Source organism: Pedobacter petrophilus (assembly GCF_009674725.1).
GTDB classification, from domain to species: Bacteria; Bacteroidota; Bacteroidia; order Sphingobacteriales; family Sphingobacteriaceae; genus Pedobacter; species Pedobacter petrophilus.
The window spans coordinates 114,969-131,617 of sequence record NZ_WKKH01000012.1 but is presented as its reverse complement, the minus strand read 5'-3'; the positions used below and the strand labels follow the sequence as shown (position 1 = coordinate 131,617).

The 16,649-nt window shown below is 37.2% G+C and carries 14 protein-coding genes; 7 read left to right on the top strand and 7 right to left on the bottom strand.

Annotation, left to right across the window (positions count from 1 at the left end; genetic code table 11):
- Positions 1-102: 102 nt before the first annotated feature.
- Positions 103-1,479 carry a DNA recombination protein RmuC gene (gene rmuC, locus GJU39_RS10180; RefSeq protein ID WP_154280683.1) on the bottom strand — a complete coding sequence of 459 codons (1,377 nt, stop codon included), beginning with the start codon at positions 1,477-1,479 and terminating at the stop codon, positions 103-105.
- Between the two features lie 142 nt (positions 1,480-1,621).
- Between rmuC and purU the strand changes: the two genes are divergently transcribed.
- Together purU and GJU39_RS10170 are read left to right on the top strand one after the other, a co-directional pair.
- Positions 1,622-2,461, top strand: a complete 840-nt coding sequence (gene purU / locus GJU39_RS10175) for a formyltetrahydrofolate deformylase (RefSeq protein ID WP_154280682.1) — start codon at positions 1,622-1,624, stop codon at positions 2,459-2,461.
- 562 nt (positions 2,462-3,023) lie between these two features.
- A complete protein-coding gene (locus GJU39_RS10170) occupies positions 3,024-3,719 on the top strand; it encodes a zinc metallopeptidase (RefSeq protein ID WP_154280681.1) in 696 nt (231 codons plus the stop codon).
- Between the two features lie 107 nt (positions 3,720-3,826).
- Here GJU39_RS10170 and apaG read toward each other — a convergent pair whose 3' ends face one another.
- Together apaG and dusB are read right to left on the bottom strand one after the other, a co-directional pair.
- Positions 3,827-4,213 carry a Co2+/Mg2+ efflux protein ApaG gene (gene apaG, locus GJU39_RS10165; RefSeq protein WP_154280680.1) on the bottom strand — a complete coding sequence of 129 codons (387 nt, stop codon included), beginning with the start codon at positions 4,211-4,213 and terminating at the stop codon, positions 3,827-3,829.
- A 35-nt stretch (positions 4,214-4,248) separates the two neighbouring features.
- On the bottom strand, positions 4,249-5,256 hold the full coding sequence (gene dusB, locus GJU39_RS10160; RefSeq protein WP_154280679.1) for a tRNA dihydrouridine synthase DusB: 1,008 nt from the start codon (positions 5,254-5,256) through the stop codon (positions 4,249-4,251).
- A 44-nt stretch (positions 5,257-5,300) separates the two neighbouring features.
- Here dusB and GJU39_RS10155 point away from each other — a divergent pair, with 44 nt between their 5' ends.
- Genes GJU39_RS10155 through GJU39_RS10145 form a run of 3 tightly spaced genes read left to right on the top strand, consistent with a single transcriptional unit; the run spans position 5,301 to position 7,272 of the window.
- Entirely contained in the window at positions 5,301-6,227 is a 927-nt protein-coding gene (locus GJU39_RS10155) for a CPBP family intramembrane glutamic endopeptidase (protein ID WP_154280678.1), read from the top strand.
- Complete coding sequence (locus tag GJU39_RS10150) at positions 6,208-6,414, top strand: putative signal transducing protein (RefSeq protein WP_154280677.1); 207 nt, start codon at positions 6,208-6,210, stop codon at positions 6,412-6,414. The genes GJU39_RS10155 and GJU39_RS10150 overlap by 20 nt, the downstream gene beginning before the upstream one ends.
- A 48-nt stretch (positions 6,415-6,462) precedes the next feature.
- Positions 6,463-7,272: a phosphatidate cytidylyltransferase gene (locus GJU39_RS10145; RefSeq protein WP_154280676.1), complete on the top strand. Its 810-nt coding sequence runs from the start codon at positions 6,463-6,465 to the stop codon at positions 7,270-7,272.
- Between the two features lie 296 nt (positions 7,273-7,568).
- On the opposite strand, the gene GJU39_RS10140 is transcribed toward GJU39_RS10145, so the two are convergent.
- On the bottom strand, positions 7,569-7,955 hold the full coding sequence (locus tag GJU39_RS10140; RefSeq protein ID WP_154280675.1) for an acyl-CoA thioesterase: 387 nt from the start codon (positions 7,953-7,955) through the stop codon (positions 7,569-7,571).
- Positions 7,956-8,267: 312 nt separating this feature from the next.
- On the opposite strand from GJU39_RS10140, the gene GJU39_RS10135 reads away from it, so the two are divergent.
- Both GJU39_RS10135 and GJU39_RS10130 read left to right on the top strand, forming a co-directional pair.
- Positions 8,268-10,961, top strand: a complete 2,694-nt coding sequence (locus tag GJU39_RS10135) for a M14 family metallopeptidase (protein ID WP_245227778.1) — start codon at positions 8,268-8,270, stop codon at positions 10,959-10,961.
- A 96-nt stretch (positions 10,962-11,057) separates the two neighbouring features.
- A complete protein-coding gene (locus GJU39_RS10130) occupies positions 11,058-11,774 on the top strand; it encodes a DsbA family oxidoreductase (protein ID WP_154280674.1) in 717 nt (238 codons plus the stop codon).
- 74 nt (positions 11,775-11,848) lie between these two features.
- On the opposite strand, the gene GJU39_RS10125 is transcribed toward GJU39_RS10130, so the two are convergent.
- From GJU39_RS10125 to mfd, 3 genes are all read right to left on the bottom strand, one after another.
- A complete protein-coding gene (locus GJU39_RS10125; protein WP_154280673.1) occupies positions 11,849-12,067 on the bottom strand; it encodes a DUF3820 family protein in 219 nt (72 codons plus the stop codon).
- Positions 12,067-13,203: an ATP-binding protein gene (locus GJU39_RS10120; protein ID WP_154280672.1), complete on the bottom strand. Its 1,137-nt coding sequence runs from the start codon at positions 13,201-13,203 to the stop codon at positions 12,067-12,069. The genes GJU39_RS10125 and GJU39_RS10120 overlap by 1 nt, the downstream gene beginning before the upstream one ends.
- Before the next feature lie 90 nt (positions 13,204-13,293).
- Positions 13,294-16,632, bottom strand: a complete 3,339-nt coding sequence (gene mfd / locus GJU39_RS10115) for a transcription-repair coupling factor (protein ID WP_154280671.1) — start codon at positions 16,630-16,632, stop codon at positions 13,294-13,296.
- Between the last annotated feature and the right edge of the window lie 17 nt (positions 16,633-16,649).

Genomic DNA, 16,649 nt, shown 5'->3' with positions numbered 1-16,649 from the left:
CCTGCAGAATTGGAACTTGACATTATCTCAGCTATACATTATGTTTGAGGATAGAATAAAGCTGCATTTGCAAAATGGTTAAACTGGCTGACACAGTTCAATTTACACTACCTCCCCATCCAAATACTTGATATCAATCTGCTTCGTCGCCTTGGCACCAAGTTTTTTAATTTTTTCTGAAGTATTAACCAAATTTCCTGATCCATCAGATAGTTTATTTAATGCCTTATCGTAAGCATCCTGACCATTTTTAATGTGCTTACCAATATTTTCCATATCATTAACAAATCCCACAAACTTATCATACATTGATCCGCTCAACCTGGCAATTTCCATTACGTTTCGGTTTTGCCTTTCCTGTTTCCACATGCTGGCGATGGTGCGTAAAGTGGCCAATAACGTAGATGGGCTTACAATTACCACCTTTCTATCCCATGCGAAATTAAAAAGCTCTGCATCTTTTTGAACTGCAATACTGAAGGAAGATTCTATTGGAACAAAAAGCAAAACAAAATCAGGAGAATTTATTTTATATAAATCCTGATAATTTTTAGCAGATAATTCCTGAATGTGATTTTTAATTGAGGCTAAATGCTGTTTTATATAGCCCTCACGCTCATCATCAGTCTCAGCTGACACAGATCGCTCATAAGCAACTAAACTCACCTTAGCGTCTATAATAAGATGTTTATCATCCGGAAGATCAATAACCACATCTGGTTGAAAGCGACCACCATCTGCAGAAACAAATGAAGTCTGAATGCGATATTCCTGATCCCGTACCAAACCAGAACGTTCAAGTACTTTTTCTAAAATTACTTCACCCCAATTTCCCTGTTTTTTACTATCGCCTTTGAGCGCTTTTGTTAAATTATTTGCATCTTCCTGAATGAGCTTACTTTGAATTTGCAGCTCTGAAATCACCCCCTTCAAAATATTTCTTTCATCAGACTCTGCCTTATAAACCTTTTCTACTTTCTCTTCAAATGCTTTAATATTCTCTTTTAATGGGTTTAAAATCAAATCTAAATTAGTTTTGTTTTGTTCTACAAACCGGCTTGATTTCTCTTCCAGAATTTTATTGGCAATTAATTCAAAATCTTTATTCAACTTTTGCTGAGATTGCTCGTAACTTAACTTTTGTTCTGCTAATTTTTCTTTTTCGGCCAGATAAAAAGAACGTGTGCTTTCCAGCTCACGATTGGCATCTGCCAACCGGTCACGTTCATTTTGCAACTCTTCAATCAGCCTTTGTTGTTCTTCTTTCAATAAGGTTGTAATATGATCTTTTTCCATCGATAGATTAGCAACGCGTTCTTCGGCTCTGGCTAAACTTATTTTTAATGAGTCATTTTCTACCTTGTTTTTCTCAAATTCTTCAATAGAAATTAAACTTACAGCAGTTTGTGGCTTCTTAAGAAATAATAGTACCAATACCACTAAAATAACAACGAGAAGCGCAACAGCAACAGTTTCCATAATGATAAAAAATTTAGTAAAAATGAATATTATAAATTTATTTACCAAAATAATTTGCTAAACGATAATTCATATGTAGATAAATTATATTTATTTACATATGTGCAGTCAAATTTCTTATCATTGAATATTAAATATCACGATGAATAAATTAACTGTTTTAATCTCTTGCCCTGATCAGGTAGGCCTTGTCACTACAATTACCAGGATTCTAGCGGCGTACCAGCTCAATATCATCGCTATGCGAGAATTTGTAGACGAAGCGAATAAGGCATTCTTCACAAGAATTGCGTGTACAGGAGATTACAATCAAACAGATCAATTGAAAGAAAAGCTTTTAGAAAGTCTTCCTGATACCGCAGAGGTAAACATCATCACGAAGCAAGAAAAGCAAATTGCCATTTTGGTTACTAAAGAATATCATTGTTTAGCTGAAATTCTGATTAAAAATCAGTTTAAAACTTTAGGCGCAAATGTTCAGTGCGTAATAGGAAATTATGAAGGTTTAAGGGATTTAACAGAAAAACTAGGTATTCCATATTTTTATGTTGCACATGAAAATAAAGACAAATCACAATTTGAATCAGAAATAAAAGAGGTGATTAAAGAATATGAAGTTGATTATGTGGTGTTGGCTAAGTTCATGAGAATTCTTTCTGCAGACTTTGTAAAAGATTATGCAGGAAAAATTATTAATATTCATCATTCATTTTTACCTGCATTTATTGGTGCTAATCCATACAAGCAAGCTTTTGAACGGGGTGTTAAAATTATTGGTGCTACTGCTCATTTTGTTACTGATAATTTAGACGAGGGGCCAATTATTACGCAACATACCACGCATATTGATCACAATTTCGGCGTAAAGGAAATGGTTAGGGCTGGAAAAGAAATTGAAAAGAAAGTTTTACTCGATGCCCTTGAACTTATTTTTGAAGACAGGGTATTTGTAAGCGGCAACAAAACGGTTGTTTTTAAATAATCTTTGATCGTAAATATGCTAAGCCATCATCCAACTTTAAATAGGATGTTTCTGAAATGGTGTTTGAATTCCTGAATGTGTAAATGCCGAATCGGATTGTTCAATTTTCGATACACATTCTATAACAGGTGATTAATGATCAATTTTAATAAAATTAATATTGCTAATCAATCTTTCATTTATCAGCAAATTTCCTTTTATGTCAAGCATGGATCAACACTTAAGCTAACAGCAAAAAAATCCTTTACCGGTGACCTGATTTATTGAAAAAAGATTTAAAAAGACTTCCAAGAGAAGCATACCATCATTTTTGATGAACATATGACTTTTTAAACTAAAAAAAGAAGCCTGTGATGATGAGTTCAGGGTACCACATTTTTAGTAAATATAATATGGTTAAATAGTTATTTAGCTTAAAATAAAGGCTTTCAATATATCTGGAATCAATAACTAAGAGCGTAAAAATTCTTTAAAATGCTATGGTACGAATGTAGTATTTGCTTCCTTAAATAATATAGGAACGCTTTTTGATATACGCAAAACGAAAAACATACAAAAGAAAATGGGAGTTTATTTAATATTAATCATCCCGGTATTATTGTTGAGCATGTTTGTACAATGGCGTTTTAGAAACAAATTTTCTAAGTATGCCGAAATGCAAATCAGCTCTGGGTTATCGGGCAAAGAGGTGGCAGAAAGAATGCTGCATGATAATGGAATTTACGACGTGAAGGTGATGAGTACAGAAGGGCAGTTAACCGATCATTACAATCCATCAGATAGAACCGTAAATTTAAGTACAGACGTATATTATAGCAGAAGCGTGGCAGCAGCAGCAGTAGCAGCACATGAATGTGGACATGCGGTACAGCATGCAAAATCTTACTCCTGGTTGGATTTGAGAAGTACTATGGTGCCTTTAGTGAGCATATCTTCTAACTTACTACAGTGGGTATTGTTAATTGGTGTGATGCTGCTGGTGGTTAACGTAACGCCCATTGTTTTAGCAATTGGTGTTGTTGGATTGGCTCTGGTAACTGTATTTAGTATAATTACTTTACCGGTAGAGTTTGATGCAAGTAACAGAGCACTTGCCTGGTTAAAAAATAATCCCGGAGTGATGCAAACACAAGAGGAAAATAGACAGGCAAAAGATGCACTTTGGTGGGCTGCAATGACTTATGTAGTAGCAGCTGTTGGCGCCCTGGCAAACTTACTCTACTATGCATCCATGTTATTTGGAAGAAGCAGAGACTAGAAAAATTATAGTCATAAAATAGCAAAAGCGGCAAGGATTGATTTCTTGCCGCTTTTGCGTTATAATAAGGTTGAGAAAATATAAATTTAAGCTTTCTTATATCTCAATTAGTTAAGCTTATAAGGAGCAACTAAAGAAAATTCAGGGATGTCTACATCAAATTCCAGGTCATCCATTGTTCGTTTCATCAGGTATTTCCCTTTCATACAGCCCATATCTGTTTTAAGATTACAACCCGAAACGTAAACGTGCGTATCTCCCGGCTGGATTACCGGCTGAAGACCTACAACACCCTCACCTTCTACTTCCCTTCGGCTACTATTAGAATCAAAAATAAACCACTGGCGGCGTAGCAATTGCACAGCATAATCAGAAAGATTGGCAATCTCTACTCTATAAGCGAACATAAAATGCTCATTAGCAGGATTTGAATATTCTGGCTGATAAATAGTTTCTACTGAAACTTTAACTCCATCTGTAATTGCTGTAACCATGGTGATATACGAATGAGTAAAATTCTTTTCAAAAATCAAGCCAGTACATTTGTGGCATCGTAGTTGGCAAATTTCTCTGCCACTTCTTCCAAAATACTGTAGATGTTATTAATATCCGGCTCTGCCACTAAACGCATGCGATAAGGTTTAAAATCAGGTAAACCTTTAAAGTAGTTGGCATAATGCCTGCGCATTTCAAAAATACCTGTTTTCGGTCCTTTCCATTCCAAAGATTTATCCAGGTGGGTTCTACAAACCTCAATTCGCTCTTCAATAGTAGGGCCTGGTAAATGTTCTCCGGTTTTAAAAAAGTGCTTAACTTCTCTAAAAATCCATGGATAGCCAATTGCTGCCCGGCCAATCATAATTCCATCCACTTCATATTCCATGCGCCAGTTTGCTGCTTTCTCCGGGCTATCTACATCACCGTTTCCAAAAATTGGAATTTTAATGCGGGGATTGCGTTTAATTTCACGGATGAGCGACCAGTCTGCCTCTCCCTTATAAAGCTGGGCCCTTGTTCTACCGTGAATGGTGAGGGCCTGAATACCAACATCCTGAAGGCGTTCTGCTACTTCATAAACATTTTTACTGTCATCATCCCAACCCAGGCGGGTTTTAACAGTAACCGGTAAATGAGATGCCTTAACTACTGCCTCTGTCATTTTTACCATTTTATCAATATCACGCAATAAACTGGAACCAGCGCCTTTACAAACCACATTTTTAACCGGGCAACCATAATTAATATCAACTAAGTCGGGGCCTGCGGCTGAGGCAATTTCAGATGCTTCACGCATGTGATCAATATCTCCACCAAAAATCTGAATCCCAATAGGTCTTTCATACTCGAAAATATCAAGTTTTTGAATACTTTTAGCGGCATCACGGATTAAGCCTTCGGATGAAATGAACTCGGTATACATCAAATCTGCACCGTTCATTTTGCATACATAACGAAACGGCGGATCACTCACATCCTCCATCGGAGCCAGTAATAACGGGAACTCACCTAATTCAATATTTCCTATCTTAACAGACATTTTCTATCTTCAACGATTAAATAATACATACAAAGGTACAAATAATGAATTTTGTAACACCTAACAAGGAGGAAATCAATCCTTTCTTACAATTACTTTTACTTCTATTTTACGGAATTGCCGGTGGATTAGTTTTCGGAATAATCGGCATTGCGATTAATTTCGTTATGTATGGAACAGGTTTGATCAGTAATTTAGATGCCCTTTTAGCAGGAGAACCAAAGTACATTACCGGGATGAAAGTAGTACAAATTTTTTCATCCATTGGAACATTCATTCTACCAGGGATTGCCCTGGCATTAACAGAAAGACAAAAAGTAAGTTCATTTTATGGACTAAAACAGCCGAAAATATTGCTTTTAATGTTGGTGCTGATTATTATGATTATAAGTATGCCGTTGATGGAATGGACGGCAATCTGGAATCAAAAAATGGCTTTACCTGAATTTTTAAAAGGAATAGAGCATTGGATGAAGGAGAAAGAAGATGCCGCAACACAAATAACCATCAGGCTGCTTACTGTCAGGAGTAACTTTGATTTTATTTTAAATCTTTTTATGATTGCCGTTTTACCTGCTATAGGAGAAGAATTGATGTTCCGTGGAGGTGTACAAAGATCATTAAACAGGGCTTTTAATAATCCACATGTAGCCATCTGGCTTACCGCAATTATTTTTAGTGCAATACATGTCCAATTCTATGGTTTTATCCCACGAATGCTTCTCGGAGCTGGCTTTGGTTATTTATATTATTTTAGCGGAAGCCTCTGGTATGCCATATTGGCCCACTTTATCAATAATGCTTATGCTGTTTGCGCAGCCTTTTATATGCAAAAACATAACATTCCACTTGATAAAGCCGAGGACCCGATCGGATTTCCATGGTATGGATATTTAATTAGTGCAATAATTACCATAGCTTTGTTTCAAATTTTTAAAAACAACGCAGAACGTGAGCGAAAACTGGATTAAAGTATACATTACAACTGATACATTTGCGGCAGAGGTATTAAAGCAAGGTTTAACAGAGGCTGGAATCCCGGCAGTAACTATAAATAAGCAATTGGTAGCTTATCATTTAGGTGAAATTCATGTAATGGTAAATAAAACTGACTTTGATAAAGCCATAGAATATATTGTCCAGAATGAAATCGAGTAAAATTTTGAACCGTTCCCATTTTCCGTTACCTATTTTACTTTTTTCAACATGAAAACAAGGGCAATAACCGCTTTCTTTTTTACCATCGTAATGTTAGGCTCTATATTTTTAGGGAGTTACACATTTACGATCTTCTATTTAGTATTAAGTCTTTTATCACTTTTCGAATTTTATAAGCTGATTAAAAATTCTGGAATTCGCCCGCATCGAAACATTGGGATCATGGCTGGTGCATTAATATTCTTAATGGCTGCAGGCTTGCATTACCTTAAATATGATGTAAAGTACCTTTTACTATGTATTCCCTTGATCTTTTCGGTTTTTATCACTGAGCTTTACAAGAAAAATAAGATTCCGTTTGCCAATATCTCTTATACATTTGTTGGCTTTGTTTATGTAACCATTCCCTTCTGCTTTTTCCACGCCTTAGGCTTTTTAAAAAACTGGAGTGAATATAATTTCCACTTACCGCTTGCTTTTTTATTGATGCTTTGGGCAAATGATACCGGTGCTTATCTTTTTGGTGTAAAATACGGCAAGCGTAAGTTATTCGAACGCCATTCACCAAAGAAAAGCTGGGAGGGCTTTTTTGGAGGCATGTTTACCAGTGTCCTGGTAGCCTTCGGATTATCCTTTTTATTTACCGAAAATCAAGCATGGGTTTGGGCCGGCATGGCCGTATTGATCGCCAGTTTTGGTACACTTGGAGACCTGGTAGAATCTATGTTGAAGCGAAGTTTAGACACTAAAGACAGTGGAGGTTTATTACCAGGTCATGGAGGTTTATTGGATCGTTTCGACGGCCTTTTATTAGCAGCACCGGTAGTCTATGCTTATTTGTACCTGATCTTGTATTAATATTAACCGCAAAGTACGCTTAAGTTGCACGCAAAGAACCGCAAAGTTAGAGGCCTTTTAGTTTCGTAAAAAAATTGTGGTTGTTTTATCGCCATTGGTTTTAATAACGAAAAAATATTGGCTCAGCAGCACTTTTGGGTTTAATATTTAATTTATCTCTATCTTGGTTTAAGCCTTTTGAACTTCAATTCATCACCGTTGGTTTCAACCAACGGCAAAAATCTCTTTGTATCTGAGGCCTTTAGCTTAAGCCTCCTGAATTTATTTCATCGCCATTGGTTTTAACCAACGAAAGACTATTTAATTACCTGTACGGGTTTTTTGGTTTCGTCTATCGCAACAAAAGTAAAATCGCCATGAACGGCTAATTCCCGGCCTTCTGCATACATTTGCTCAATGTAAATCTCTACCTTAACTTTCAAACTGGTATTTCCAACGTGAATTACTTTGCCTATTAACTCCACAATAGTTCCTGCCGGAATTGGCTTCTTAAAATCAATCCTGTCACTGCTTACTGTTACCATAATTTGCCTGCTAAAACGCGTAGCGGTGATAAACGCTACTTCATCCATTAAATGCATGGCTGTACCACCAAAAAGGGTATCGTAATGATTTGTGGTATTTGGAAAAACAGCTTTAAAGATGCTCGTAGTTGAATTTTTAATTCTTTCTGCTAAGGTCATGATAATTAATTATGGCTTATACTTTTTCTGATTATGGAACGCGCCAAATCTAATACTCCTAAACTAATTTGTAGAACATTTGTACTAAAAACTTCAAGAGTAGTATTACCTGCCAATTAATTACCGCTTAATTTATTATGCAAGTTGCTAATCTTTCAAATATTTAGGGAAAAAGCAGTCATAATATGTTTTTGCTCTTAAATTTCAGGAAAAAAGTTCCATTTCAACTAAAAAACTCATGTAACAAATTTACCTCATGCAGTTTTCCGGTTCGTTTCTATATTATATTTGAATACCCAACAAACAATCTTGATGATGATAAAAAACTACTTAGAAAAGTTATGCTTCGCTTTTTTGATGATTACCTCAGGCATGGCCTATGCTCAGGAAATTCCATCTCCAAAGGCTCATTTCGGCTTCAATATTGGTGATAATTACCAACTCGCTACCTATACACAAACGGAGGCTTATTTTAAAAAGTTAGCGCAAGCATCCAAACGTGTTAAACTGGTTGATATCGGAAAAACCGAGGAAGGCAGAAGTCAATATATGGTGATCGTTTCTTCGCCGGAAAACATTCAAAAATTAGATCGATATAAAGAAATTTCGCAACAGCTTGCACACGCAGAAATGACGCCTGTACAAGCAAAAGCCTTAGCACAAGAAGGAAAGGCTGTAGTATGGATTGATGGAGGGCTACATGCAACAGAAACAGTAGGGGCGCATCAATTGATTCAAACAGCTTATGAATTTGCTTCGAAAACTGATCCGGAAACAACTAAAATTCTGGATAAGGTGATTATTTTATTTACGCACGCCAATCCTGATGGACAAGAGTTGGTAAGTAATTGGTATATGCGTGAAAAGGATACGGCAAAAAGGACTTTGTCTGGATTGCCGGTTCTTTATGAGAAATATGCTGGTCATGATAATAACCGGGATTTCTTTATGCTTAATTTGAAGGAAACTCAAAATATCGGGCGTCAGCTTTTTATAGAATGGATTCCGCAGATTATGTATAACCACCACCAGGCAGGTCCTGCCGGAACAGTAGTTGCTGGCCCACCCTATCGCGATCCTTTTAACTATGTATTTGATGCGACGCTTTTAACCAGTTTAGATGCGGTTGGTGCAGCGATGCACACCAGATTGAATGTAGAAGGGAAGCCGGGCTATACACAGCGGGGCGGGTCTGTATTCTCTACCTGGTACAATGGGGGTTTAAGAACTACAACCTATTTTCATAATATGATTGGTCTGCTTACTGAGATTGTGGGTAGCCCCAGCCCTTCCGAAATCCCGTTGGTACCCTCACGGTTGTTACCAAACAGCGATTCTCCAAATCCGGTTACACCACGCAAATGGTATTTCAAAAATTCCATCGACTATTCGGTTTCTTTAAACTACGCCGTGTTAAATTATGCGCAGCGACATGCAGATGAATTGCTTTTTAATATTTATCAAATGGGTAAAAATTCGATTGATAAAGGCAAAAAAGATACCTGGTCTTTCTCCCCTAAAAAGATAGAGGCCATTAGTGCGGCAGCCAAAAAAGGCGGGGCAAATACAGCAACAGGTGATTTTGAATTTGGTGGAAGAAGTTCAATGAATGTAAAATATTTTGATACCGTGATGAATGCAGCTGCAAACAGAGATCCAAGAGGATATATTTTATCTGCCGATCAGCCTGATTTCAATTCTGCAATTAAGTTTTTAAATGCACTCATTCGTACGGGTATTGTGGTAGAAAAAGCAACCGCCCCTTTCACTGTTTCAGGTAAAAAATATCCGGCAGGAAGTTATGTGGTTAAAACGGATCAGGCATTTCGTCCGCATGTTTTAGATATGTTTGAGCCACAAGACCATCCAAATGATTTTAAGTATGAAGGTGGCGCGCCTATCCCTCCTTATGATGCAGCAGGCTGGACATTGGCTTACTTAATGGATGTTAAATTTGATCGCATTCAGAATGATTTCAACGGACCTTTTGAAAAAAATCCTTATGGAAACCTGTTGATTCCTGAGAACAAACTCACCGGAACGAACTATGTTTTAAGCGCTGCCCAAAATGATTCTTATACCGCTGTGAACGACTTATTAAAGAAAAATATACCTGTTTACCGTTCAAACGAAAACGGAGATTTTTATGTTTCTGCAGCAGGAAAATCAATCCTTGAAAAGGCGAATGTTAAATTGAAACAAGCAACAGCGACAAAAGATAAAAGTAAGATTTCAGCAGCGAGAGTTGCTTTATGGGATAATTATGGTGGATCAATGGCTTCCGGATGGATGCGTTTCATCATGGAGCAATATCATTACAATGCAACGGTAATTTATCCTCAGGATATAGACGCAGGCAATTTAAAGTCTAAATATGATGTAATTATTTTCGTTGGTGGCGCAATTCCTTCTCCTCAGGGTGGTGGTTTTGGTTCCAGGGCCTTCGGACCGAAAGCAGAAGATATTCCGGCCAACTACAGAAACCGCCTGGGGAGAATTACCGCTGATAAATCTGTGCCTCAACTGAAGAAATTTTTAGAAGATGGCGGAAATATTGTAACGATAGGAAGTAGTACCAATTTAGCTTACCATCTAAATCTTCCGGTTCGGAGCGCCATGACAGAAATTATAAACGGGGAAGAAAAGCGATTACCAGCGGAGAAATATTATGTTCCGGGAAGTGTTTTAAGGGTTGGTGTAGATCTTAAACAGCCAGCCAATTGGGGAATGGAAAAAGAGGCTGATGTTTATTTTGATAATAGTCCGGTTTTCAAACTTACCGGAGATGCAATTGCCGCGGGAAAAATTAAGGCATTGATGTGGTTTGATTCTGCTACGCCTTTGCGCAGTGGATGGGCCTGGGGTCAAGCTTATCTTCAAGATGGCGTAACAGCTTTCGAAGCCAACGTTGGCAAAGGAAAGTTGTTTGCTTTTGGACCTGAGATTGCTTTTAGGGCACAAACTCATGGAACATTTAAATTAATATTCAATCAGCTGTATAAATAAATTTATACAGATGTTTAAAGGCCACTTATCATAAGGATAATGGCCTTTTTACTTTTTCTTTACTAACATCAATTTTTAACTACCTAATTTTACTTTATGAAAGTAGAAATCTGGTCGGATGTAATGTGTCCGTTTTGTTATATAGGCAAAAGACATTTTGAGCAGGCAATTGAGAAATTACCTTTTAAAAATGAAATTGAGATTGATTGGAAAAGTTATCAGTTGAACCCTGAATATCAAAATACCAATAATGAAACCGTTTATGATTACCTGAGTAGAAGTAAAGGGATGCCGTTGGAGCAGGCTAAGCAAATGACTAAACAAGTAAGTGATATGGCGGCTAATGCCGGATTACAGCTTGATTTTGATCATAATGTTCCTGCTAATACCTTTAATGCTCACCGATTGATTCACTTAGCTGCTAAACATAACCTTCAGGATCTGGCGGAAGAAAAATTGTTTGAAGCTCATTTTGTAAACGGTCTGAACATAGGGCACAATGAAGTTTTAACAGATCTTGCTGTTGAAATTGGATTAGATAGATCAGAAGCTAACTCGGTTCTTAATAGCGATGAATTTGCAGAAGCAGTTCGTTATGACATTTATGAAAGTCAGAATTTAGGCATCCGTGGTGTTCCATATTTTGTAATCGATAGGAAATATGGTGTTTCAGGTGCGCAGCCTGTAGAAGCTTTTACGGAAGCATTAACCCAAAGTTTCACGGCCTGGAAAGATGCTCAACCTAAAACTACGCTTACTTCATTGAATAAAAACGATGATGCCATTTGCGACGAAAACGGTTGCGAAATATAGGTTGGTTTTAGCATATTTATTGTCGGGGGGGGTATTTACAGTTGCCGGCATATAAGTAAAGGTCAGAATAGCCTTTATCGATTTTGATTCTTTAATGGCATAAGCAAATATTCTAATCCGTTAACCCTAATTTCGAACATAGTAGCCATTAAGTCTCCTAATTTGCCTTTCGGAAAGCCTTTGTCCTTGTACCATAGCAAATAACTTTCTGGGATATTACAGATCAAATAACCCTTATATTTACCATATGGCATTTGCATTTTCACTAAATCGAGTAATAAAGTAGGATCCATTAAAGTATAAAATCTAAATAGTTTTCTTTGTTAATAATTGAAAATGATGCATGTGGGTAGTTCTTCGCGAAGAAGCCGGGAATTTTCTTTTTTTGATTTCCCCATTTAAAGTCGATGGCTACCATCTCTCCATTTTTAGTTTCAATCAAATCAATTTCCTGCTGATCATACGTTCGCCAGAAATAATATTGAGCACCTTGTTGTTCGTAATTGGTTTTTTTTATCCGCTCGCTAAATCCATAGTTTTCCCATAAAAGGCCCTGATCATTCCGAAGTGAAAATAGTCTAAAATCATTAATAATCGCATTTCGGATGCCATTATCATAAAAATACCATTTAGAAGATTTCGTAACCTCTTTTCGGAGGTTATTGCTATATCCGCCAACTTTATATATAATGAATACCTTCGATAGTAAGTCAAGATAACGGTCAACAGTATTCTTGCTAATTCCTAATGATCTAGAAAGCTCGTCTATAGAAACTTCTGATCCAATTTGCAAGGCAATGAGCTTTAACAGATCAAATAACTTGTTGCTATTCTGAATATTCTCATAAATCAAAATATCCTTTAGTAAATAAGATTTTACTAACTCTGTTAAGTATTGTGCTTTATCTGCTAAAGTTTCCAATTGAAATATTTCAGGATAAGAACCAAAAATTAGCCTTTCTTCGAGGTTTTGAACCGTTTGTAAGCCGTTTTCAGTTCTTGCTAATTCTAGCTGCGCAACCGGATACAAATAGTAGGTTATACTTCTCCCAGTAAGTGGTTCGCCGGTTTGGTTAGAAAGATCAAACGCAGATGAGCCACTGGCAATAATCGTAAGGTCTTTAAAGCTATCGATTAGCAACTTTAAAATTTTGCCAATTTCAGGAATAACCTGGGCTTCGTCAATCACCAGTAATTTGCTGTTACCTAAAATTCTTTTGTAATTAGCTGCGGTTCGGGTAGCCAGTAGGGCTTGAATATCCTGATCTTCTCCATTTAGAAATAGATATTCTATATTTGTTTCAGCTGTAATTTGCTCTATTAGCCAGGTTTTGCCAACCCGCCGGGTTCCAAAAAGTAAAATCACCTTATTCTTCCCAATTTTGTGGAGAATAGAAGATTTTAAATATCTGGAAATCTGACTTTGCATAGTCCAAATATAAGCAAATTATATTAATTCAGTCAGTCGGCTGACTGAATTAACGTTAATTCAGTCAGCCGACTGACTGAATTAACGTTTTTAATCAATAAGTTCTAAAGTTTGAATGGCTTCCTCAACTGTACTTACGTTATCGAAAGCAATCCTCAAGGTATTTTTTACTTCTTTTAAGTTACACATCCGAGGATGGTTTTGAGCAAAAGTCAGGATTTTAGTAAAGGTATTAGAGTCAAAATATTTAGATTGTTTATCACTCAGGAAATAACCACGAAGGCTATTTTTCTTAAAGCTAATTTTCTCAAACCCTAGTTTTTTACCAAACCATTGTAACCTAACTACACTCAGCATAGTTTTCACTTGTGGTGGAACCGGACCAAAACGATCAGCTAAATGTTTTTCAAAAACGGCAAGTTCGGTTTCATTACTTAGCTTAGAAAGTTCGGTATATAGATTGTAACGTTCGGTAATATTGGTAATGTAGGCATCAGGAATATACAATTCCAGATCAGTATCTATCTGGGTAAAGCCTACAAATGGACGCTCAGGCTCATTCTCAAACAGGCCTTTAAACTCCGCCTCTTTAAGTTCATGAATGGCTTCATCTAAAATTTTATGGTACATTTCGAATCCAATTTCTGCGATGAAACCACTTTGCTCAGCGCCTAATAAGTTTCCGCTTCCGCGGATATCTAAATCACGCATGGCTACATTAAACCCACTTCCTAAATCAGAAAATTCTTCAATTGCACTTAAGCGTTTTCGGGCTTCAGAAGTTAAGGTAGAAAGCGGTGGTGAAAGTAAGTAGCAGAATGCTTTTTTATTGCTTCTGCCTACACGGCCACGCATTTGGTGTAAATCACTCAGACCAAACATGTGCGCATGGTTAATGATGATGGTATTGGCATTTGGAATATCCAAACCCGCTTCTATAATTGTAGTTGCAACCAAAACGTCTTTTTCACCATTAATAAAATCGAGCATTACGTCTTCCAGGGCATCACCATCCAGTTTTCCATGGGCAATTCCAATTCTGGCTTTTGGCACCAGCTTCTGGATCATTCCGCCCAGCTGCATTAAATCGTTCACACGGTTATGGATAAAGAAAACCTGTCCGCCACGGTCTAGCTCAAATTGAATAGATTCCTGAATCAGTTTATCATTAAAAACATGAAGTTCGGTGCTAACTGGCTGGCGATTAGGCGGAGGTGTACTGATGATAGACAAATCCCGCGCACCCATTAAAGAAAAATGCAATGTTCTTGGAATCGGAGTTGCGGTAAGCGTTAAGGTATCTACATTTATACGGACAGCTTTTAAACGCTCTTTTGCAGTTACACCAAATTTTTGCTCTTCATCAATAATCATGATGCCGAGATCTTTAAACTTCACATCTTTACTAAGCAACCGATGCGTGCCAATTAAAATATCAACCTTTCCGGCTGCTGCTTCTGCCAGGGTATCTTTAATCTGTTTATTTGTTTTAAAACGATTTATATAATCTACCGTAACCGGAAAATCTTTTAAACGGGAGGAAAAGGTTTTAAAGTGCTGCAAAGCCAAAATAGTAGTAGGAACCAATATCGCAGCCTGCTTACCTTCGGCAACAGCTTTAAAGGCCGCGCGCACTGCAATTTCTGTCTTGCCAAAACCCACATCTCCACAAACTAAGCGGTCCATTGGATGTGGTGCTTCCATATCCTTTTTCACATCCTGAGTAGCTTTTAACTGATCAGGTGTGTCTTCATAAATAAAGGAAGCTTCTAATTCGGTCTGTAAATAACCATCAGGAGAGAAAGCTGTGCCAGCCTGGGTTTTTCTTAAAGCGTAAAGCTTAATTAAATCGCGGGCAATGTCTTTAACTTTTTTTTTTGTGGTTTTTTTAAGCTTTTCCCAGGCATCGGTACCAAGCTTGTTCATTTTTGGCACACCACTTTCTTTGCCGCTATATTTAGCAATGCGGTTAAGGGAGTTGATGTTCACATAAAGCAAATCGTTATCCGCGTAAATCAGGCGAATCATTTCCTGTGTTTTCCCGTTTACCTCTACTTTTTCCAATCCGGCATATTTTCCAATACCATGGTCAATATGGGTAACGTAATCGCCGGATTTTAACTCACGCAAATCTTTAAGCGTAATCGCCTGACTTTTCTGGTAGCCTTTTTTTAGCTTGTATTTATAATAACGATCAAAGATCTGATGATCGGTGTAAAAAGCGGTTTGAATTTGAGGATCAATAAACCCCTCTCTCAGCATGCTGTTAATTGGCGTAAACTTCGCCGTCTTATCAATGTCTTCTAAAATGGCATATAAACGCTCAATTTGCTTCGGTGAATCCGTAAAAATGAAGTTTATGATGCCTTCTTTTTCATTTTCCTTTAAATTATGAATAAGAAGATTGAAGTCTTTATTAAAAGAGGGCTGCGGTTTGGTTTCAAATTCGAATCGATCATCTGTTTTATAAAAAAACTGCTTTCCAAACTCTATTAAAGGGAAATCATGTAAATGATCTCCAAGCAACTTTTCATCAGTAAAGGCAAATTTAGGATCAATCCATTCCGGGTTTTGAGCCTTATCTGCCAACGAAAGTGCTTTCCAGAGTTCGACCGCTTTTTTATAACCTGCTTTTACGATATCTAAAGTAAACGCGACATCTTTAAGCCATAACTGTGTATCCTGATCGATATAATCGAGGATGCTAATATTGCTTTCGGTCAAAAATTTCGCTTGTACGTTTGGCACAATCGTAAGTGATTTAACGCTATTTACCGAAAGCTGACTCTCAATTTCAAAACTTCTGATACTTTCTACCTCATCGCCAAAAAATTCGATCCGGTAAGGTAAATCAGAGGAGAAGGAAAAAATATCTACAATACCCCCGCGAATAGAAAACTGGCCAGGTTCATATACAAAATCTCTTCTGTCGAAATCATAATCAATTAAGAATTCATTTATAAAATCGATGCCCAGCTTAGCACCAAGGCTTATTTCTAACGTGTTCTTCTCTAACGCAGAGCGATCAATAACCTTTTCAGCAATGGCTTCAGGGTAGGAAACTACAATTTTCCCATACTCTGAATCATGATTCAGCTCATTCAGAACCTCGGCCCGGGCCAATACATTTGCCGTATCTACCTGGGTAAAATCGAAAGATTTACGGTATGATGAAGGAAATAATAAAACCTGCTTATCCAGCACGCTTTCCAAATCAGATTGAAAATATGCTGCTTCTTCCCGATCCGGAAGAATGAAAAGCATTGGTTTATGAAGTAAAAAGTAAGAGGAAAGTGCAACGATAGCGTCAGCAGAGCCCACTAATCCTTTTAATTGTATCTTAGGGCTTTTCGAAGCGTTCAACGCTTTGGTAAATTGGGTTACCCTATCGTCAGTTTTGTATCTGTTTATTAAATCGCGAATGTTCAAGGCACAAAAATAAGCTT